Genomic DNA, 18,995 nt, shown 5'->3' on the forward strand with positions numbered 1-18,995 from the left:
CAAATTACAGTCAGCAGTGTGATGCAAGTCATTTTATACAAACAAGGAGTGGTTCAAGATGGAGGTCATCGGAATAAACAGTGTTTGGGTCATGCTGGGGGCCATTTTGGTATTGTTCATGCAAGGAGGATTCATTCTCCTTGAAGCAGGTTCAACTCGAATGAAGAATGCCGGTCACGTTGCAGGGAAGACGATTTTTACAGTCGGGATCGTATCGATCGTATTTTGGGCAGTTGGTTATGCACTGATCTTTGGCGGTCAAGGGAATGCAATCATTGGTTGGGGCGATTACTTCGCATTTAATGTCTCAGGCTCTTCTGCAGATGACACCGTAGCTCCAAGCGTTATGTTTATCTTCCAACTCGCTTTTGCTGCCGTATCGATGTCCATCGCTTGGGGAGGTTTTGCCGAAAGAGCAAAACTATCCGCATATCTCATCTTCGCTGTTCTCTTCTCCGTACTTGTATATCCCGTCATTGCTCACTGGATCTGGGGCGGCGGCTGGCTCTCTGAACATGGAGACCAAGACTTTGCCGGTTCTACTGTAGTTCATTTAACAGGGGCTTGTGCAGCTTTAGCGGCAACAATCCTGTTAAAACCGCGTATTGGTAAATACAATAAAGATGGAAAACCAAACCATATTCCCGGTCATAACCAAGTCTTTACAACACTCGGCGTGATGATTCTATGGGTAGGTTGGTTCGGATTTAACGCAGGCAGTACGCTAACCGTAGAAGATGGAAGTTTCTTCGGATTTGTCGCTATCAATACACAGCTTGGTGCGGCTGCTGGTGCTGTTGCTGCTCTCCTCGTTGCTTGGGCCTTTATGGGGAAAGCGGATGTAGGTATGATGTTGAACGGTGCGCTTGCAGGACTCGTTGCCATCACCGCGTCCTGTGCTTATGTAGATTCCTGGGCTGCCATTGTAATTGGCCTGATTGCCGGTATCCTCGTATTCTTCAGTATCCGCTTCTTCGAGAAAATGAGAATTGATGATCCCATCGCAGCCTTGTCTGCTCACGGTACTGCGGGAATCTGGGGTACACTCTCCACTGGTTTCTTCGCTACTCCTGAACTGGTCGATAAACTAGGTGTAGGTAACCCCGGGTTATTCTATGGCGGCGGCTTCGGTCAGTTAGGGGTTCAGGCACTTGGTGTCGTCACTTGTGCAGTCTACGCCTTCGCTGTATCCTTCGCAATTCTATGGGTCATGAAGAAAACGATCGGTATTCGCGTATCCGAAGAGGAAGAGTTGGTTGGGCTGGATATGAGTGAACACGGAACTTATGGTTATCCAGAACAACTCTCCGCAGAGATCAAAAAACCGAATTTCCCCCTCTAATTAAATATCCTCAGTACCGGCTGGATGGTTTCCCAAACCGTTCAGCTGGTTTTTTGTCTTTCACTTTAGTCCAAGCAAGGTTGGACTCCAGGGATGAGGGTGGTTCCTAGATCTCTTCGACTTTTGGCTTTGGCTGGACTATCGCTTCTTCAAATCCACTTATGTCCAGACAAAAGAAGTGGAGCAGAGAGCTTGGAAATATCGCCCCCCCTTTTTCCCCACCCGCATAGCTTTGAACTCGGCTTTTTGAAAGTTCGGCTTAGACTTCGGGAATGAAGGTGATTCCTAGATCTCTGCGACTTTTGGCTTTGGCTGGACCATTGCTTCTTCGAATCCACTTATGTCCAGACAAAACAAGCGGAGCAGGGAGCTTGGAAACACCGCTGTTCCCCTACTCCACCGTAGCTGAAACCAGGCCGAATTCAAACGTATGCTATAATAGAAGTAGAACTCACGGCGAACACCTAACTAAATCAGGGTCTTTTTTTCACTTCAAGGTCTTCGGAAAGGAAGTTTTATCTATGTTTCAAGTAGGCGATTATATCTTCTACCCCATGTACGGTGCAGGTCATATTGAGGCTATGGAAGAGAAGGAATTTCTCGGGGAGAAAAAGTGGTACTACCAGGTGACCATCGAGCATCCGGTAATGGAAGTCTCGTTTCCTATCCATAATGCTGAATCACTTGGCATCCGGAATATTGCGGATGAGGAAATGCTGGAAAGCGCACGATCCGTGCTTTTGGAACAATATTCAGAGCTACCTTCCAACCCTACGGCAAGACAGCAAAACCTGCTGAATAAACTTAAAACAGGTGATCTCCATATGGAGCTGCAAGTCATCCGCGATTTGAGTCATCTAAGTTCAAAAAAAACACTTGGCTGGACTGACAAAAACATGCTGAATAATGCACGTAAACTTGTAATCAGTGAACTCATAACTGCTCGAAATATTTCACCTGAAGAAGCAACTCTTCTGCTCGATAACACCCTTCATGCGGTACACTAATTATTCCTCAAAAAAAGCATGCAAATAACCCGGCCGCCATTAGTTCAGCGTACCGGGTATCTTTTTGTTCTATATTTTTTAGCGATCCGCCGGATAGACAAGCCCAATCTGTCTACGAACCGTGTCCATGATCGCCATCGTCACACTGGAATGATGATGTGAATTCACAGGTGATTCGAGCTCTCCGCTTTGTACGAGACGGATAAACTCTGCTGCCTCGTACTTCATAGCAGGTTCATTCAACACTTCCGAGATCGTCTCTGTTTCACCCTGTCGATAATGGATCTGCACTTTTCCAGGCGTACTAATATGGTCAATGACCATACTTCCCTCTTCTCCCTGGATTTCCGATGGCAGATAAGAGTTCGTTATTTTGGAGTACGTAATAACCCCGTCCATCTCTTTATATTGCAAGACGATACTTCCCTCACCATCTACTCCCGAACCCAGCATTACACTGGTCGCTTTGATATTCTCAGGTTGTCCGAACAGAACGACCATTGGATAGATGCAGTATACTCCGATATCCATCAGGGATCCGTTAGAGAATTCCGGCTTAAAAGCATTGAGAACTTTACCTTCTTTATATGCATCATAACGAGATGAATACTGACAATAGTTCACGTTAAATTTACGAATCGTTCCGAGCTTAGGCAACTCCTCCTGGATTCTAGCGAAACCCGGAAGCAGCGTTGATTTCATCGCTTCCATCAATACCACCTGATTTGCTGCAGCTGCGCCTAACATATCCTGAAGCTGTTTGCTGTTAGAAGCAATCGGTTTCTCACATAAAACATGCTTCCCATGGTTCATCATAAGTATCGCTTGTTCACTATGTAATGAATTCGGGCTCGCAATGTAGACAGCATCGAGTTCTTCACTTGCAGCCATATGCTCCAAATTCGTATAAATAAATTCCGCACCGTGCTTTTCAGCAAATTCCTTGGCGCGTGCCTCCGTCCGTGAATAAACAGCTGTAAGCTTAAAATCACTTAGCGTGCTTGCTGCCTCCAAAAAACGTTCTGTAATCGTATTCGTACCAATAATACCGAAGCGTACCACGTTACCCCTCCTCTTTACCTCTTCTCTTTTTTGTCATTGTATCATAAATAGGAAGAGGAGTTTTTGCTGTTCATATGTATCTTTATTTCTAGAAATCTAGATAATCACAAAGAAAAAAACCTCCTTTCTTATAGATTTTTTTGAGTTCATCACAAAACTGCTGAATTACCTCTTCATTTCGTCTGTAATATGTCCACTGACCAACACGTTCTGACAAGAGCAGGCCGGCCTTTTGCATCGATAACAAATAATTTGAAATAACGGATTGTGCAAGCCCTGCCTTCGCTTGAATATCTCCTACACATACTCCTTTTGTCCGATCTCCATTAGGAGGAGCATGATATAGATCACCGAAATGTTCTTCGGGTTTTTTGAGCCATTCAAGAATATCCCGCCTCGTCTCATTCGACAACACTTTATGAATCATTATAGGTTCCATAAGCTTCATTATATATACTCCTATCTATTTGTAAATAAAAATACCGCCTTTATTTTTCAATAAAGGCGGTATCGATAATCAATCTATTTTCCAGCGGTGTTCGCTACTCTACACTTAACATTAGGCTTCCATAAGCGGTGAGTACAAAAGCAAATCCGAGAATCAGTAACATGACGGGGCTTGCTTTTTTGTTCACAAATGAGATTATCATTCCCGCAAGGATAAGAAGAGCAAGCCCTGCAAGAGCAGCCCCGGGGATCGTAATTCCCCATTTCAGCGGTAAACTAGCTTCAGGATGAAGCATCATGAAAACTGCCGACGGATCATTGTACTGCAGTGTCTCAGCAACCGTATGAGCTGGAGCTTCCTGCGACATTAAGGCCGTGAACAAGAGCACAAACAGTATGATAATCGTTTCTGCTTTGAGCCAAGGAATTACAGCAAAACCTTGATTCAGCTTCATTTTACTCCGAATCAAAAATCCATTACAAAACCCACAAATAATGATCGGAACAAACAGTAAATGTTTCATTAACAGTGCCTGCCCATACGGCAGAATCCAGGAGTTTACATATTCAGGTACCGTGTAGCTCATCGTAAGCAGTCCCGATACCAGGATAAGTAAGACACAACCGATCGATACGGGGGTGAACCATTTCAGAAAACGATCCCAGTGACGAGCCTCCACTGTAAACCACGCAACAGCAAAAAGCACTCCCGCCCATACAGCCATAGAAAGCATATGAACCGTCTGAATGACAGCTCCCTTAAATCCTCCAATGGCACCTAAATGGCTGGCATAACCGAATGTTGCAATGATACACAGAACTATCAGCAAAGATGGATAGAGTATCTTTTTGTTCTGGAGCGCATCTTTTATCATCAAAAAGGTCAGGAGTAATAATAAACAGAGTCCAAATACCAGAAGGTATGCTTTCCCTTCTTTGAATGAGAATAGTACGGTGGACAGCGCTTTTCCATATCCAATACCTGAACCAAAACGGATAATAATCTGAAGGAGTGGTGCAAAAGCCAAAATCATTGTCCCCACGATACTCCATATCACCGCCTGACGTGGGATATGGAGTATCGGTCTTGCATTACCGGGAACAAGATGAATAATCAAACTCCCCATAAGAAACGCATAACAGATATATAGCAGACCTTCGCTAAGAAAGCCCATTTTTATTTTTTCCCTTTACGTCGTAGGGCAACGTAGGCACCCGCAATAATAACAACAACGATGAGTGCAATCCAAATCCCTGCATTTCCTGTATTTCTAGCTTCGGTTTCTTGCACATCGTCTTCTACAGGTGCTGCCGTATTATTTTGTTCATCTGCTGTGTCTTCGCTTGTTACAGGTGTATCTCCTTCTGTACTTTCATCCTCTACAGCTGTATTGTCCGGCTGTTCCGGCTCCACCGGTGCATCTACTGTAAATGCATATTCATTATTAATGGTATGTCCATCTTCCCCAACAATCGTCCAGTCTACCGTATAAGCTCCATTGGGCAGCGGTTCACTTAACTTCGCTGTAAGCGTATTTTCTTTGACCTCAATATTTGCTAGGTCCATTTCGTTGCCTTCTTCATTTACTACTTTAATCTCGCTAAGCGGCTCAATCGGTGTTTCAAATGTAAGGACTAATTCATCCAGTGCAGAAGTCACCGTATCTCCATTTCCAGGGACCGCACTTTCTAAACCCGTATGTGCAAAAGCAGCGCCTGGCAGCAACATTAAAAACAGAACCAGCGTAAGAATTCCTTTTTTCATCATTGTCATTATCAATCCTTTCTCTTGGAGCATTTATATTTAACACTCACTTACGACTCAGCATAACCCATCCTTCTAGAGCAAGAGAATAGCCCAGTCGGGTCATACTTTTCCTAAAAATCATGCTAAACCGGTTGAATTATGAACAAAAAGCAACTATCACGAGCGAAAAAACACTCAATTCTTGATCATATCCCTGCGCGCTCTAAAATAGTCCACTACAAAAGGCTAAACCAAAAAGAAGAAAGGATCAAGAATCCCCTCTTCTTTTTCAGATTTGAATGTTCCTATTTCCGCGAACGCGATCCGATCATGAGAATATACAGGGCAATGGCAAGCACTTCAGCAGATGCAATCACAATCCCCATTGGTACGGCCGTATCTTCGCCGCCGATTCCAACGAGAGGCGCTACCAGTCCTCCAAACAAGAACATAAGAACGCCAAGTAAAGCCGAAGCACTGCCCGCAGAATTCTTCTGATTCTGCATTGCAAGTCCAAAAGTTGCGGTATTTACAATACCAACACAAGAAACCACTAGGAAAAGTGGAATCAAAATACCAACCAGTCGAGCATCAGCTAAGATGGCAAGAAGTAAGCTGATTCCGCCGATCCCAGCAAGGGACAAGCCTGCAATCAGCAATCTTGTTTCTCCCACACGTCCTGCGAGTCTTCCCGCAATCTGACTCGCAATAATGATACCCGCTCCATTCATAGCAAAGATTAAACTGTAAGTTTGAGGGCTGACTTCGTAAATTTTTTGAAGAACAAAGGGTGAACCCGATATATAGGCAAACATAGCAGCTCCCACAAATCCTTGGCAAAGAGCATAGCCCATGAACACCCGATCTTTCATGATCGTACCGAAAGCGCGAAACGTCTGTTGCAGTCCGCCTTGAGTACGCTGATTTTTAGATAAGGACTCAGGAAGGCCAAGGATAACTCCGATCAGAGATAATACCCCAATGAAGGCGAGAACAACGAACACTCCTCGCCAAGAAGTCACCGTGAGCAGCTGCCCCCCTGCAATCGGTGCAAGAATGGGTGCTGCTCCATTAATGAGCATAAGTAAAGAAAAGAATTTCGTAAGTTCTGTGCCCGAATACAAGTCACGAACCACCGCTCGGGAGACAACAATTCCTGCCGCACCAGCAGCTCCTTGAATAAAACGCATCACAACAAACATTTCTATAGATGGAGCAATAAAACATAAGATTGAAGAAAGGGTAAATACACCGAGACCGATAAGTAGCGGTCCACGTCTTCCTCTCGCGTCGCTGATAGGTCCTGCTACTAACTGACCGAGCGCAAGTCCCAGCATACAAGCGGTAAGACTAAGCTGAGCGTAGGACGCAGTCGTGTTTAAATCATCTGCGAGAATGGTGAGTGCAGGCAGATACATATCGAGTGAGAATGGGCCGAAAGCTGACAGCGTTCCGAGTATAAACGCCAGCCAAAGCCGCTTCGCACGATCCGGTGTTTCCTGGATCGCCTGAGCTTGGGTCATGAATGTTCTCTCCTTTTTAGATGGATACGATAGAATTAGTGTGTACAATAATCGCTGTTTATTTGTTTATGTAATGTTTTTCATAAATCCCTTGGTTTATTTTACAATAATTCTGGCAGTTTACAACCATTAAGACTTCTAGAAGAGGACATAGCTTAGGCGTATTAACTTCACTCTCTAAGTTATTCTACGTATTAACGTTTCATTGAATAAATCATTTAGATCCTAGTTGATTTTGCCCCATTAATTATTCACCCCATGAGATAACATATTCAGAATAATGTAAATTATAGGGTGTAAATAAAAAAAGACATCCCTCATCAATAGGAGATGTCTTCTTTTAAATCGCGAACTTATTCTTCAGTAAGTGTCAATTCGATATGAATGACTTCTGATCTGCTTGCCAGGCGAATAGGTGGACCCCATGAACCAAAACCAGAGGAAACAATAACATGCATTTTTTCTTTTAGCATGTAGCCCCAATCCAGTTCGAAAAGTCGTCTTGTAATAAAATGATTGGGCGCGAATTGCCCCCTGTGCGTATGTCCACATAACAACAGGTCAGCGCCGCCCTCCTGAGCTTTATCAAATGCATAAGGCTGGTGATCCAGCAAAATAATCGGTTTTGTATGATCCAGTGGAGTAAGCAGATCTAACACAGATAAACGTCCTTCAGGATCCATACGTACTGCAGTCAGATCTTTACGTCCCGCAATATAGATAGCTCCTCCTGCCACGCTGACTACCTCGTCCCGAAGTACGGGAATTCCAATCTCACTCATTTCCTTTACATAATGCTCAACGTGCCCTCCGTAGTATTCATGGTTACCGAGCACTGCAAAAACACCATATTTGGCAGATAATTTCTTCATCTCGTTTGACATCTTATTTCGCAAAAAGGGTTCAATGGAATCATCAAGCACATCCCCTACCAGCAAGGTCAAATCAGGATTTAATCCATTGAGGAGTCCGGTCAGTTTTGCTAAATATCGATTGCCCACAATGTTTCCAAGATGGATATCTGAAGCCACTGCAATGGTGTACTTTCTAGGAGCACCTGGTTTTGGCTTCTTCGCTACCGTAACTTCATATTTTCTTACGATTGGACTCCATGCATTATAAGACCCGCGCAATAGGAAGATCCCTAGAAGTGCTACCGTAGTCCAGCCAAGTATCGGTATATATGCCTTAGAATCAGCACCCGCCAGATGACATATCCATCCGATAAGATCCATCACTGGAAGTGCCAGGATGAAGAACTCAATCAGTGCAAAATAGTAGGAACCGACAACTTTTATGAAGCGCCCTATCGGTCCCAGCCACTTGATCCGTCCGATCGCATACCCAAGCGATGCCACAGTCAGAAAGATACCTAACACGAAAACGGAGGTCCCAGAAACATAATAAGAAAGGAATAAATACATATTCCAACCTATATAGAGCTGTAATCCAATAAAAACGAGAAATACAAGTAAAGTGTTCAGTATCATTCGAAAGGGAATCTTCATTTGTTCCTGCCGCTCTCCTTTTTATCGCACAAATTAAAAATGATTTATTCTATTATACAACCGAAACTGAATCCAAGCTAAGACAATGCCTAGGACACTCCTTTATTAGAGCACATTTGACAAAACACCTTACCTGTAACTATAATGGTTACAGGTAAAACGGATTGAATTCAATTATCAAATGGAGGAATAAATATGAAAATCGCAATTATTGGTGCTAGTGGTAAAGCTGGAAGATTAATTATGGACGAAGCAAGAAAACGCGGACATGAAGTCACCGCAATCGTAAGAAATGCATCTAAGGTCAACGGGGTTCCTGTAGTCGAGAAAGATGTTTTTGAACTTACACAGGAAGATCTAAGTAAATACGATGTTGTTGTAAATGCTTTTGGTGCGGCGCCAGGTGAAGAGCATAAACACGTAGAAGCAGGTCAAGCACTGATTAAGGCCCTGAGCGGTGTGGAAGGTACTCGTCTAATGGTTGTCGGCGGTGCAGGAAGCTTGTATGTTGATGAAGCGAAAACATTGAAACTGATTGATACACCGGAATTTCCAGATCTCTACAAACCAACCGCAAGCAATCAAGGAAAAAATCTGGAGGACCTGAAAGCTTCTACAGACCTGAAATGGACTTTCGTAAGCCCAGCGGCGATGTTTGATGCAGAAGGTGCTCGTACCGGTTCTTATCAAAAAGGAAAAGATCATCTCATCGTGAATTCTAAAGGTGACAGTTATATCAGCTACGCAGACTATGCGATTGCGATTGTAGATGAAATTGAAAACCCAGCACATATCGGTGAACGTTTCACTGTCGTTGGCGAGCAAAAATAATCCCCTTATTTTTTCAGATCCTCTGGGCTACCCCCGGAGGATTTTTTGTTTACAACTGTTCACTCAGGGGACAATAGATTACACTATTAGAGACGTATATACGTATTTAATAGAAGAATCACTCTGCTATGAGCAGAAGAATAAAGGAGTTAACGTAAAGATGGTTACTAGCCGATTTGCTGTTGGCATTCATATTTTGTCACTACTCGAGATTAACAAAGATACAGTCAACACCTCAGACTTTCTCGCGGGCAGCGTGGGCACCAATCCCGTGGTCATTCGCCGAATTACAGGCATGCTGAGTAAAGCAGGGCTTGTTGATGTAAAACCGGGCGTTGCAGGGGCGAAGCTCAAAAAAGAGGCAGCAGATATCACTCTACTCGACGTGTACCGGGCCGTAAATGCGGTGGAAGAAGATGCCCTATTTTCTGTACATGATTCACCGAATCCTGCCTGCGTTGTAGGGCGTAATATTCAAAATGCGATCTCCCCTATCTTTATTTCTGCTCAAAAAGCAATGGAAGATCAGCTTGCGAGTGTCTCCATCGCTGATGTGATCTATGACCTCTCCCAAAAAGAAAAGGAACCTCTGGATTGAACGGTTAACCCGTTTTACAGAGATTCCTTTCCATTTAATTCTATGACCAAATATATTCGTTTTTAAAATCGTGCTTATTTACTTGGTCATCTACGTTATTAAATTGGGTAAAGAAATCGGTTCGATCCTTCTTGTTATACTCTTCGGGCAATAGTTCTAGCAACTTACTTGAATACTCTATTAGGTAAAGAATATCGCTCTCATTGCCTCTACCCACTATATAATTGATAGTTATATTGTATACATTCATTTCTCCTTTGTTCTGTATTCCATACAGTACTTGGGGGTCCGTGAGTCGATATGAAAAATAAGAATAGAATTGATCCAAATGAACTTCAGCTTGCTTAAAGTGATCGTACGCTTGCTGCAGTACAGGTACATCAGCCTCTGCCTGCTCACTTTCATTAAATTCCCTCAGCAGCTCATTCGTACGTACAAGCTCTGTACGAAACTGCTCGTACACTTCGCTTTCCTCCACCCCATCCGAGATGAGAGACTTTCCATCCACCAGTAAAAATACGTACCACCCTCCCACTACCAGAGCACAGGTTAAAGTTATAATGGCTATTCCTTTTATGTATTTGGCAAAGAAGCTCCTCACTTACGTATCACCCTGCCCTTTCTCCAGTTGTGCCGAAACTTGATTCAGGATTTCAATAAGTTCCTGTTTCTGCTCCTCAGCATAACTTGTATTACGCGGCAGGTCCGGAATTTTCTCCTGCAGTTCATGAATTACCATACTCGTTTTCTTTAATTCCTTACGGTCGCCTGTCCCTTCAAGTATTTCCGATGACTGTGACAAAAGCGTTGCTCCAAACTCCTTAAGTTTGTTCTCTAAAGCTTCCGTCCTTAGTCCTTCTCCCGAATTCTTGTAACGGAATTGCCTAACCTCTTCTGCTGCTCTGATTAAACGAGTGTATCCTAAAAATAATTCTCTTGCGTCATTCTCATTTAGTGTCCCTGCTCTATTCAAGACAGTGTCCGTATAATAGGTTGAACCACGTAATGAAGATGCAATGCTGTCATAGGAGTACGTAAAAGCCTTGCCGTTATTTTGTTGGCGCTGCTGAAGATCGTATTCTTTCCAAATGAGCACTGTAAATAAGATGATTAGAAATACGGACCCTGTGATGGTCCACATTGAAACTGTTTTTCCCAAAAACTCACCACTTTTCATTTCGTCTATATCCCAAGCGATAAATATTAATGATTACGATAAATATTAGGATATTCACCTTTATATTACCTCATACTATTACTTTCACCTAACCATTTTTTAGGTTCTGTCCCTTTACTGCTTCATCCCCGAGAACAATGATAATGTTCACAAAAAAGATATTTAATTTGATTAATTTCAATTTTTTTAACTAAATTGTTAGTAATAAGGTTTACTATTTAGGACATTCTAAGTATAATACTTCTTCACTAATACTATTTTTACGAATAGGAGCAATACTTTGGATCATCAAATTTCTCTAGACATGCTAATGGACACTTATGATCAGTTGGAACAAAAATTGACGAATTACCGAATCAAGGCTTTCGTAGATCATTTGCGAAAATACGATTTAACATTGAATCAATTTGCAATTTTAACAAAAGTTCAACGAGAAGGACCTTGTCTATCTGTACATTTGGCCCAGTATCTAGAAATCAAAGCGGCTTCGATCACTTATTTGGTAGACTCACTTGAGCAAAGAGGTTATGTCACTCGTTTAGATAATCCAGAGGATCGACGAAGCCACCGAATTACGCTGACGGATAAAGGCAATGACGTCCTTTTTATTCCCGAAATGGATCAGTCAGTCAAGGAACAGTTTGAGCAATTGGATGAAGAGGATAAAGAAATGGTATACCTGAGTATTCGTTTACTAAATCGTAAACTGAAGTAATTAAAGGAGCTTGCATCAATTGAAAAACTTATTAAAAATTAAATTTGCGTGGTTTCCGGTCTGGTCTGTAGCTGTATTAATGCTGAGCATGATCCTGATTTACTTACCGGTATTTAGCGGTGCCGATCAGCGGATGCACGATTTCCCGCTCATCCTGGTCAGCGAGGACTCGGGGTTTGCAGACTCGCCGGAAGGTAAGGCGATCATCTCTAACCTTGTCAAACAGCAGGACGGACACTCATTTGAGTGGCAAATTGAAAGTTCAAAGGAAACAGCTATACAGACAATAAAAGAAAACAAAGCAAACGGGGCTTTGATTATTCCCGCTAATTTTAGCGAACAGACTTCTGCCCTACAGAAATCATTCTTAGCAGGAGAAGCGGATATTACCGCCGTACCCGTTGAAATTTTATTAAATGATGGTGCTTCGCAGATGGCTTCAAGCATCTCAACAAGTGTATTACAAACCCTAGCCTCATCGATTTCTGATATGGTTAGCAGCGGAATAAAAGCAGATATGACAAAACAACAAATACTTCTATCTCCCATGGCCGCATCTCAGCTTGACCATCCCATTGAATACACTATGACAAACGTGCTCGGACTTCCTTCCGATATCAATAAGGGAATGACCCCGTTTATGATTGTTTTAATCGCATCCATTACAGGGCTGATGGGGACACAGATGATTAATGGGTATTTAGGTGGTATTAGCGATAATTTGAAACGCCATGGTGTTCCTCTCACCTATTCAAAAGTGTTTGCCACGGAAATTCTGCTGAGTGCTATCTTAATGATCGCTGTTGCAGTAGTGATTCCATTCGCCGTGTTCGGACTCTTTGGAAGCTTCCACTCGTCAGGCATGATATCCATATTCTTGTTTACTTTGCTGTGCACGATGACGATGTTTGCGATGTTCAAAATGATTGGCATGTTATTCGGAAAATGGGCCATGTTGGCTGCGTTTCCTGTTAACATCTTAGGAATTTTCGCCAGCGGTGGAGCGATCCCGGTTACAAACCTTCCCGATTTCCATCGGGTCCTTGGCAATATTATGCCTATCAGATACATGATTGAAGGTATGCGTTCATTGTTGTATTACAACGGTAATATGGAATCAGGTCTAGGAAAAGCGTTAATTATCGTTCCCGCTTTCTTCCTTCTCTTTTCAGTGATTATCGGAATTGTATTCCTATGGAAACGAAATCAAGCCAATAAAAATCATCATCAACAGCAGAATTCTAGTAGTTCGGCACAGGCTGCTGTTTCAGCTTAAATAATCACATATAGAAAACGGCACGATTGATAAGCGTAAAGGCTTATCGATCGCGCCGTTTTTTATTCATCCCTGCTTTCGTGCTCTTTAAAAAGTTCCCCCTTATCTTCCCTTCAATTCTGCATTCTTGTATTTCTCTCGGTATTCTACTTCGAGCATACTCATGAGAATCGCATCATGATATTCATGATTGTAGAACAAAGCATCACGCTGCCGTCCTTCTACCTTAAATCCAACCTTCTCATAGACATGCGCAGCCCGTTCATTAAAATCATATACATTCAGCTCTATCCGGTGAAGCTGTAATATACCAAACCCATAATCCAGCATAAGGCGCAGAGCTTCACTGCCATAGCCTTTTCCTTGATGTTCTGATTGATCAATTGCTACTCTGAGGTTTGCACTCCGGTTCGTATAGTCCAGGTCTTGCAGCACAATATCTCCAATGAGTTCATCTGTATCTTGCAAGGCGATCAGCAAGATTACGGAGGAATCATCTCCCTGCTTTCTATCTATATATTCTACGATCTGCTCATAATTAAAAATCGCCTTCGTGCCGGTCAGTCTTCTTGTTTCTACATTAAATAGCTGCTTATAATATGCTTTCGCATCACTTGCATTTAAGGGTTTCAGATATACTTTCTTTCCTTGTAATACTTTGGGTATAAAGTTCTCTTCCATGATCTTTTCCTTCATTCCCTTCTCTATGTATGATTCGGTGGCTTCTAGTTCTGGACTAATTGTATCCGAATCCGGTTTGCTTCTAAAGAGAAAGAATGTTTCTAAATCGTTTATTACTCGGAACTTAAGAGCCCACGATCGTGCCTCCATTTACATGCATGACCTGCCCAGTAACATAGCTTGAGTCATCTGAGGCAAGATATACAAAAGCGGGAGCCAGTTCAAATGGTTGACCTGCACGTTTCATTGGAGTATCCGCTCCAAATGTCTTTATATATTCTGCCGGAAAACTCGCTGGTTGCAGCGGAGTCCAGATCGGTCCGGGTGCTACAGCGTTCACCCGTATTCCGTAGTCTACAAGCTGTGCGGACAAGGAGCGGGTAAAAGCGACCATCGCTCCTTTTGTTGCGGAGTAATCGACAAGCAGTTTATTGCCTTCATAAGCGGTAACCGATGTCGTTGAAATGATTGTACTTCCCGGTTGTAAGTACCGAAGCGCCTCCTGAGTGAGAAAGAAGCTTGGATAGATGTTGGTTCGAAACGTGTCATCGAGTTGCTTCGCGGTAATCTCAAAAATAATGTCCTGCGATACTTGTATCCCATGGTTAATAATGAGCGTATCCAGCCTCCCAAAACACTGCGCCGTTTCACTTACTACCTCGCGGCAGTGAGACTCCTCTTTGAGATCACCAGGCAATAGAAGACAACGGGCTCCATATGCTTCCACCATTTTTTTCGTATCTTCAGCGTCCCTGTGTTCATCATAATAAGGAATGGATACACTTGCTCCTTCCTTAGCAAAAGCAATAGCTATAGCCCGGCCAATACCGCTGTCCCCTCCTGTTATGATCGCAACTTTCCCTTTTAGTTTTCCGCTCCCTACATAACCTGGGTTATCAGAAATAGGAACAGGATTCATCACATACTCAAATCCCGGCTGACGGTCTTGCTGCTGCGGAGGAAAGGTAATCGGCACCTCTTCACATTTTGTAATTTTTCCGTAGTACGGATACATCGGAATCATTGGTAATCCCCCTGTCTTTGACCATAATTAGGATAAAAACCTTGTCTCGCAGGAACCATACCGTTACTCTGGGCATATAACTGAGGCTTAGGCTGGGGCTGATGATACTTTGTACAATTAGCAGGAGGACCAATCACAACGGTATCACTTATTGGAGCAATGGCAGCTTTATACTTGGCTTCATCCAAGCAATACGTATGTGCAATGGCTTCTGGTGGCGCTAGACGTAAAAAATCCGATACAGCAATGAATTCCGGCGTCGGTGCATCAAAGATAGCCAGTAAGTGAGTGTTATCTTCGGTTGCCATTTCCCAGTGAAACCATCCTTGCGGCACGTTTCCGACCTGACCTGGAGAGACCGGCACATGAATAACCTCTTTTGTGAAAGGATTAATCATGGAAATCACCGCTGCACCGGAAATACAGTAGACAAGTTCTGAAGCATTCTGATGGATATGAGGTTCTACAATATTGCCACGCGTCAAAAAAATATCGAGCAAAGAATTGTCACCCAAGGTATTCAGCTGCTTAACACCAAGTGCATTGATGTAGTTACCTCTATCCTTGGTGAAGGTTCTATTATTACTCAAATCGTAAAAATACTGCACACTCGGAGATGTAAAATCCATATAAGACACCGCCATTATTTATCCCTCCAGAAATGATCAACTCAGAAACAAGAATTCATCCTATACATTTGGCATCACTTCTTTCAGTCTATTGTTCATACGAATCACTTATTCTCCAGACATGACGAATAATGTAGAACTTTACACACACGAATCGCTTGCTTATGCTTGAAAATAAAAAAGGCACTGTGCATTGTTGCACAGTGCCTAATTTGTATTCATCTTTTTTTATCGAAGGCAGAAAATACGCAACAACTTACAACGCGCTACCACCGTACAAGAAGCGGTATTCCCAGTGGTTTCCTTTTACAGAGTCTGTTCTGACTCCTCCGGAATCTTTAGAGTAGGTGTGAAGTATTTTGCCATCCCCTAAATAAATTCCTACATGGGTAACCGTTGCCTTACTTTTATTAATACCAGAATAAGAAGATTTGCTGGTCCCTTTATAGGACATAAAGAACATTAAGTCTCCACGTTTTAAACTGGAAATACTTGTTTTCACATTCCCTTTATCCTTTACGTAGGTTGCTTGTTTACGGGAATCAGATGGCAGCGTAATTTTTGCACCATCCAGGAAAGCTCGTCTTACAAAAGAAGAGCAGTCAAATTCTTTTGTGCTATTGCGGTCTGCCCCATATTTATAAGGGGTACCCATATATTTCGTACCTGCTGCAATCACTTTCTCCACCATTGAACTTGTTGAAGCAGCGGATGCCACTTGATTCGTCATCGCAGGAACGTTACATACTCCCAATAATAAAACGGATGTAAGTACCGAAATTAGTATCTTTTTTGTAACCTTCATGATGTAATCCTCCCAGAAGTTATATAATTCTTTACCATTCTGTAGTGACGTCACCTAACAACTCGTCCCTTGTATGTGAGATTCGATGATGTATCATGAGACTTAATACCTATAACCAAATACTACTATTAAGGTCTTAATACCCATTAAAATAAACAGTTATACATAATTGTTATTTCCTTTTTAGGAGTAAATATTTAAAGAATAAGTTATAAATGCTTGTCATAAAAGTGAATTATCGAAATCAAATAACAAAAATATTAATTTTCACAAATACGAAAGTCTGTTCAAGGATATATTTAGAAAGGAAGATATTACATTCGTGGGTAGACTTGAAATAATGAATTGTTTTCCATTTATTACAGTTACATTTTCGTAACTATTCTCATTGGATAAGGGTGAGGTGATTCAACAGTTAGCATGATTGATTAAATGAAATATATTAACGTATAGCGATACATACTCGTTAGTAATGATATATAAATGGAGGATAATTACATCATGAATACACACATAGAGGAACAAGCAGCAAAAAACTATCAATTATGGATGGACAGCTCTATCATCGATGAACATTCAAAGAAAGAACTTCGTGATATTGCTAATCATAAAAAAGAGATCACAGATCGTTTTTATAAAGAATTGGAATTTGGTACAGGTGGGCTCCGCGGTGTCATTGGTGCCGGAAGTAATCGGATCAATCTGTATACGGTTGGTAAGGTTACACAAGGACTGGCCGCTACTCTAACAGCAGAATACCCATCTCCTTCTTGCGTTATCGCTTATGACTCAAGACATTATTCACCTGAATTTGCAGAAGAGGCAGCCCTTGTCCTTGCCGGAAATGGGGTAAAAGCTTACGTGTTTGAGTCGCTGCGGCCGACGCCGGAGCTGTCTTTTGCTGTTCGTCATCTGAATGCAGAAGCAGGAATTGTCATCACCGCAAGCCATAATCCACCCGAATATAATGGATATAAGGTATATGGAGCGGATGGTGGACAAATTACATCTGGATCTGCTGCGAAGGTCATTGAAGCCATTCAGAATGTAAGTTCATTCGAAGAAGTACATAAAATGAACCGTGCCGAAGCGGAAGCAGCAGGTAAGCTTGTATGGCTCGGTCAAGAGATGGATGATGCTTATGTAGAGGCTGTTGCTTCCGTAAGTCAGCATCCCGATGTTATTCAAGAAGTCAGCGAAAACTATCGCATCGTATATACACCGCTGCACGGCACAGGGAATGTACCTGTTCGGGCTGTTCTAGATCGTCTAGGATTTCAGCATGTAGATGTTGTTCCAGAACAAGAGCAACCAGATGCCAATTTCTCTACGGTACAATCTCCGAATCCGGAAGAGCATGCTGCTTTTGAAATTGCCATTGCTCAGGCTAAAGCCAGCGGAGCGGACTTGATCCTGGGAACGGATCCTGATGCGGATCGTATGGGCGCTGTCATTAAGGATGATAAAGGTGAGTTCTTCATCCTAAGCGGAAACCAATCGGGTGCGATTATGGTTCATTATTTACTTGAATCAATGAAGAACAAAGGAACCCTTCCGCAGAACGGAGCCATCATTAAAACTATTGTAACGAGTGAGATGGGAGCTTCCATTGCGAATGCCTATGGCATGAAAGTATTCAATACGCTAACCGGTTTCAAATATATCGGTGAGAAAATGACCGAGTTCCAAAATACCGGCGAATATTCTTATATTTTTGGATATGAAGAAAGTTATGGATACCTTGCAGGTAATTACGCCCGTGATAAAGATGCGGTTGTTGCAGCCATGTTGATTGCAGAAGCAGGTGCATATTATAAATCGCTAGGAAAAACACTCTATGAAGTGCTTCAAGAACTCTATCAAACCTATGGTTATTTTGCTGAAAAACTAGAAACTCGTACGCTCAAAGGTATTGAGGGAGTACAGCTGATTGCCGGAATTATGAGTACTTGGCGAGAGCAGGCTCCTACGGAGATTGCCGGAATTCCACTACCAAAAACAGAAGATTTCAGCCTAGGATTATATGATTTACCGAAAGAAAATGTGCTTAAATATCATCTGGAAGACGGAAGTTGGTTCTGCCTCCGCCCATCCGGTACAGAACCGAAGATTAAAATTTACTTCGCGGTTCAAGGAGAATCTCACGAAGATGCTCAGCGCAAAATTGCGGCCCTGACTAATGATATTATGACTCGAATTGATGCTTACATTCACGAGCATCAATCATAAGGAAATGAACTGACTTAAAGAGACCCGATCCCCTTCAAAGTAAGGACTTTGGGGTCTCTTTTTTTCGATCAGACATCCCCTGAATGATAACTTTCTAACCCTGGAGTGAATTCAAAGATGGGCTCCATACCCTCTCACTAACGATGGGACTTGTACTGGTACCACCGGATTACCCCACTTTCTAGTTCGTTTCTTTACCGTGAAAGATACATAAACAGCTCGTAGTTCGGTAGTCTATGCTACTTGGGTTAACGGAATTTTCTACGTCGTGACCATCTTCCTTGGGTAACCAAACGAATTATGACGAAATTATCGTCCGTTCTAATACCGGTATGGATACAACCTGCTAATTGACTGCTTGATACATAAAAGCACCTGCTTAGCGTCTCTTGGG

At 42.5% G+C, this 18,995-nt stretch carries 18 protein-coding genes and 2 pseudogenes; 8 read left to right on the forward strand and 12 right to left on the reverse strand.

Going from position 1 to position 18,995, the window contains the following annotated elements:
• Positions 1 to 58 precede the first annotated feature (58 nt).
• Both ACWPWY_RS16300 and ACWPWY_RS16305 read left to right on the forward strand, forming a co-directional pair.
• Positions 59 to 1,342: an ammonium transporter gene (locus ACWPWY_RS16300; RefSeq protein ID WP_454192607.1), complete on the forward strand. Its 1,284-nt coding sequence runs from the start codon at positions 59 to 61 to the stop codon at positions 1,340 to 1,342.
• 521 nt (positions 1,343 to 1,863) lie between these two features.
• Positions 1,864 to 2,349: a CarD family transcriptional regulator gene (locus ACWPWY_RS16305; protein WP_454192608.1), complete on the forward strand. Its 486-nt coding sequence runs from the start codon at positions 1,864 to 1,866 to the stop codon at positions 2,347 to 2,349.
• Positions 2,350 to 2,427: 78 nt separating this feature from the next.
• Here ACWPWY_RS16305 and ACWPWY_RS16310 read toward each other — a convergent pair whose 3' ends face one another.
• From ACWPWY_RS16310 to ACWPWY_RS16335, 6 genes are all read right to left on the reverse strand, one after another.
• On the reverse strand, positions 2,428 to 3,411 hold the full coding sequence (locus tag ACWPWY_RS16310; protein ID WP_454192609.1) for a Gfo/Idh/MocA family protein: 984 nt from the start codon (positions 3,409 to 3,411) through the stop codon (positions 2,428 to 2,430).
• 88 nt (positions 3,412 to 3,499) lie between these two features.
• Positions 3,500 to 3,850, reverse strand: coding sequence for an ArsR/SmtB family transcription factor (locus ACWPWY_RS16315; RefSeq protein ID WP_454192912.1), 351 nt, complete (start codon positions 3,848 to 3,850; stop codon positions 3,500 to 3,502).
• A 103-nt stretch (positions 3,851 to 3,953) separates the two neighbouring features.
• Positions 3,954 to 5,033, reverse strand: coding sequence for a copper resistance D family protein (locus ACWPWY_RS16320; protein WP_454192610.1), 1,080 nt, complete (start codon positions 5,031 to 5,033; stop codon positions 3,954 to 3,956).
• A 2-nt stretch (positions 5,034 to 5,035) separates the two neighbouring features.
• Positions 5,036 to 5,632, reverse strand: coding sequence for a copper resistance CopC family protein (locus ACWPWY_RS16325; protein ID WP_454192611.1), 597 nt, complete (start codon positions 5,630 to 5,632; stop codon positions 5,036 to 5,038).
• A gap of 278 nt (positions 5,633 to 5,910) precedes the next feature.
• The gene (locus ACWPWY_RS16330) at positions 5,911 to 7,128 is read right to left on the reverse strand and encodes a multidrug effflux MFS transporter (protein WP_454192612.1); all 1,218 of its coding nucleotides are present in this window, start codon (positions 7,126 to 7,128) and stop codon (positions 5,911 to 5,913) included.
• 353 nt (positions 7,129 to 7,481) lie between these two features.
• Positions 7,482 to 8,636: a metallophosphoesterase gene (locus ACWPWY_RS16335; protein WP_454192613.1), complete on the reverse strand. Its 1,155-nt coding sequence runs from the start codon at positions 8,634 to 8,636 to the stop codon at positions 7,482 to 7,484.
• A 195-nt stretch (positions 8,637 to 8,831) separates the two neighbouring features.
• Between ACWPWY_RS16335 and ACWPWY_RS16340 the strand changes: the two genes are divergently transcribed.
• Positions 8,832 to 9,467, forward strand: a complete 636-nt coding sequence (locus tag ACWPWY_RS16340) for an NAD(P)-dependent oxidoreductase (protein WP_454192614.1) — start codon at positions 8,832 to 8,834, stop codon at positions 9,465 to 9,467.
• A gap of 160 nt (positions 9,468 to 9,627) precedes the next feature.
• Entirely contained in the window at positions 9,628 to 10,065 is a 438-nt protein-coding gene (locus ACWPWY_RS16345; protein ID WP_454192615.1) for an Rrf2 family transcriptional regulator, read from the forward strand.
• Between the two features lie 40 nt (positions 10,066 to 10,105).
• Here the strand turns inward: ACWPWY_RS16345 and ACWPWY_RS16350 are convergent, their stop codons facing one another.
• On the reverse strand, positions 10,106 to 10,666 hold the full coding sequence (locus tag ACWPWY_RS16350; protein ID WP_454192616.1) for a hypothetical protein: 561 nt from the start codon (positions 10,664 to 10,666) through the stop codon (positions 10,106 to 10,108).
• Entirely contained in the window at positions 10,667 to 11,224 is a 558-nt protein-coding gene (locus ACWPWY_RS16355) for a hypothetical protein (RefSeq protein WP_454192617.1), read from the reverse strand. It lies immediately after the preceding gene.
• Positions 11,225 to 11,522: 298 nt separating this feature from the next.
• Between ACWPWY_RS16355 and ACWPWY_RS16360 the strand changes: the two genes are divergently transcribed.
• Entirely contained in the window at positions 11,523 to 11,957 is a 435-nt protein-coding gene (locus tag ACWPWY_RS16360; RefSeq protein WP_454192618.1) for a MarR family winged helix-turn-helix transcriptional regulator, read from the forward strand.
• Between the two features lie 19 nt (positions 11,958 to 11,976).
• A complete protein-coding gene (locus ACWPWY_RS16365) occupies positions 11,977 to 13,233 on the forward strand; it encodes an ABC transporter permease (protein WP_454192619.1) in 1,257 nt (418 codons plus the stop codon).
• 102 nt (positions 13,234 to 13,335) lie between these two features.
• Here ACWPWY_RS16365 and ACWPWY_RS16370 read toward each other — a convergent pair whose 3' ends face one another.
• The 4 genes and pseudogenes from ACWPWY_RS16370 to ACWPWY_RS16385 form a co-directional block, all read right to left on the reverse strand.
• Positions 13,336 to 13,929, reverse strand: a complete 594-nt coding sequence (locus ACWPWY_RS16370) for a GNAT family N-acetyltransferase (protein WP_454192913.1) — start codon at positions 13,927 to 13,929, stop codon at positions 13,336 to 13,338.
• A gap of 109 nt (positions 13,930 to 14,038) precedes the next feature.
• Positions 14,039 to 14,938, reverse strand: a complete 900-nt coding sequence (locus ACWPWY_RS16375) for an SDR family oxidoreductase (RefSeq protein ID WP_454192620.1) — start codon at positions 14,936 to 14,938, stop codon at positions 14,039 to 14,041.
• Positions 14,935 to 15,582: a cupin domain-containing protein gene (locus tag ACWPWY_RS16380; RefSeq protein WP_454192621.1), complete on the reverse strand. Its 648-nt coding sequence runs from the start codon at positions 15,580 to 15,582 to the stop codon at positions 14,935 to 14,937. Before ACWPWY_RS16380 ends, ACWPWY_RS16375 begins: the two co-directional genes overlap by 4 nt.
• A gap of 241 nt (positions 15,583 to 15,823) precedes the next feature.
• Positions 15,824 to 16,279 (reverse strand): annotated as a pseudogene (locus ACWPWY_RS16385) (C40 family peptidase); the annotation flags it as partial.
• A 594-nt stretch (positions 16,280 to 16,873) separates the two neighbouring features.
• Between ACWPWY_RS16385 and ACWPWY_RS16390 the strand changes: the two are divergent.
• Both ACWPWY_RS16390 and ACWPWY_RS16395 read left to right on the forward strand, forming a co-directional pair.
• Positions 16,874 to 18,601, forward strand: a complete 1,728-nt coding sequence (locus tag ACWPWY_RS16390; protein ID WP_454192622.1) for a phospho-sugar mutase — start codon at positions 16,874 to 16,876, stop codon at positions 18,599 to 18,601.
• A 76-nt stretch (positions 18,602 to 18,677) separates the two neighbouring features.
• A pseudogene (locus ACWPWY_RS16395) lies at positions 18,678 to 18,887 on the forward strand (sodium:solute symporter family transporter); the annotation flags it as partial.
• Positions 18,888 to 18,995 lie beyond the last annotated feature (108 nt).

The organism is Paenibacillus sp. Marseille-Q7038, from assembly GCF_965111595.1.

Bases quoted from the DNA above. Each gene is read 5' to 3' on its own strand.
- ACWPWY_RS16300 (WP_454192607.1), top strand. From the start codon at position 59: ATGGAGGTCATCGGAATAAACAGTGTTTGGGTCATGCTGGGGGCCATT.
- ACWPWY_RS16305 (WP_454192608.1), top strand. From the start codon at position 1,864: ATGTTTCAAGTAGGCGATTATATCTTCTACCCCATGTACGGTGCAGGT.
- ACWPWY_RS16315 (WP_454192912.1), bottom strand. From the start codon at position 3,850: ATGGAACCTATAATGATTCATAAAGTGTTGTCGAATGAGACGAGGCGG.
- ACWPWY_RS16320 (WP_454192610.1), bottom strand. From the start codon at position 5,033: ATGGGCTTTCTTAGCGAAGGTCTGCTATATATCTGTTATGCGTTTCTT.
- ACWPWY_RS16325 (WP_454192611.1), bottom strand. From the start codon at position 5,632: ATGACAATGATGAAAAAAGGAATTCTTACGCTGGTTCTGTTTTTAATG.
- ACWPWY_RS16330 (WP_454192612.1), bottom strand. From the start codon at position 7,128: ATGACCCAAGCTCAGGCGATCCAGGAAACACCGGATCGTGCGAAGCGG.
- ACWPWY_RS16335 (WP_454192613.1), bottom strand. From the start codon at position 8,636: ATGAAGATTCCCTTTCGAATGATACTGAACACTTTACTTGTATTTCTC.
- ACWPWY_RS16340 (WP_454192614.1), top strand. From the start codon at position 8,832: ATGAAAATCGCAATTATTGGTGCTAGTGGTAAAGCTGGAAGATTAATT.
- ACWPWY_RS16345 (WP_454192615.1), top strand. From the start codon at position 9,628: ATGGTTACTAGCCGATTTGCTGTTGGCATTCATATTTTGTCACTACTC.
- ACWPWY_RS16370 (WP_454192913.1), bottom strand. From the start codon at position 13,929: ATGAAGGAAAAGATCATGGAAGAGAACTTTATACCCAAAGTATTACAA.
- ACWPWY_RS16375 (WP_454192620.1), bottom strand. From the start codon at position 14,938: ATGATTCCGATGTATCCGTACTACGGAAAAATTACAAAATGTGAAGAG.
- ACWPWY_RS16380 (WP_454192621.1), bottom strand. From the start codon at position 15,582: ATGGCGGTGTCTTATATGGATTTTACATCTCCGAGTGTGCAGTATTTT.
- ACWPWY_RS16390 (WP_454192622.1), top strand. From the start codon at position 16,874: ATGAATACACACATAGAGGAACAAGCAGCAAAAAACTATCAATTATGG.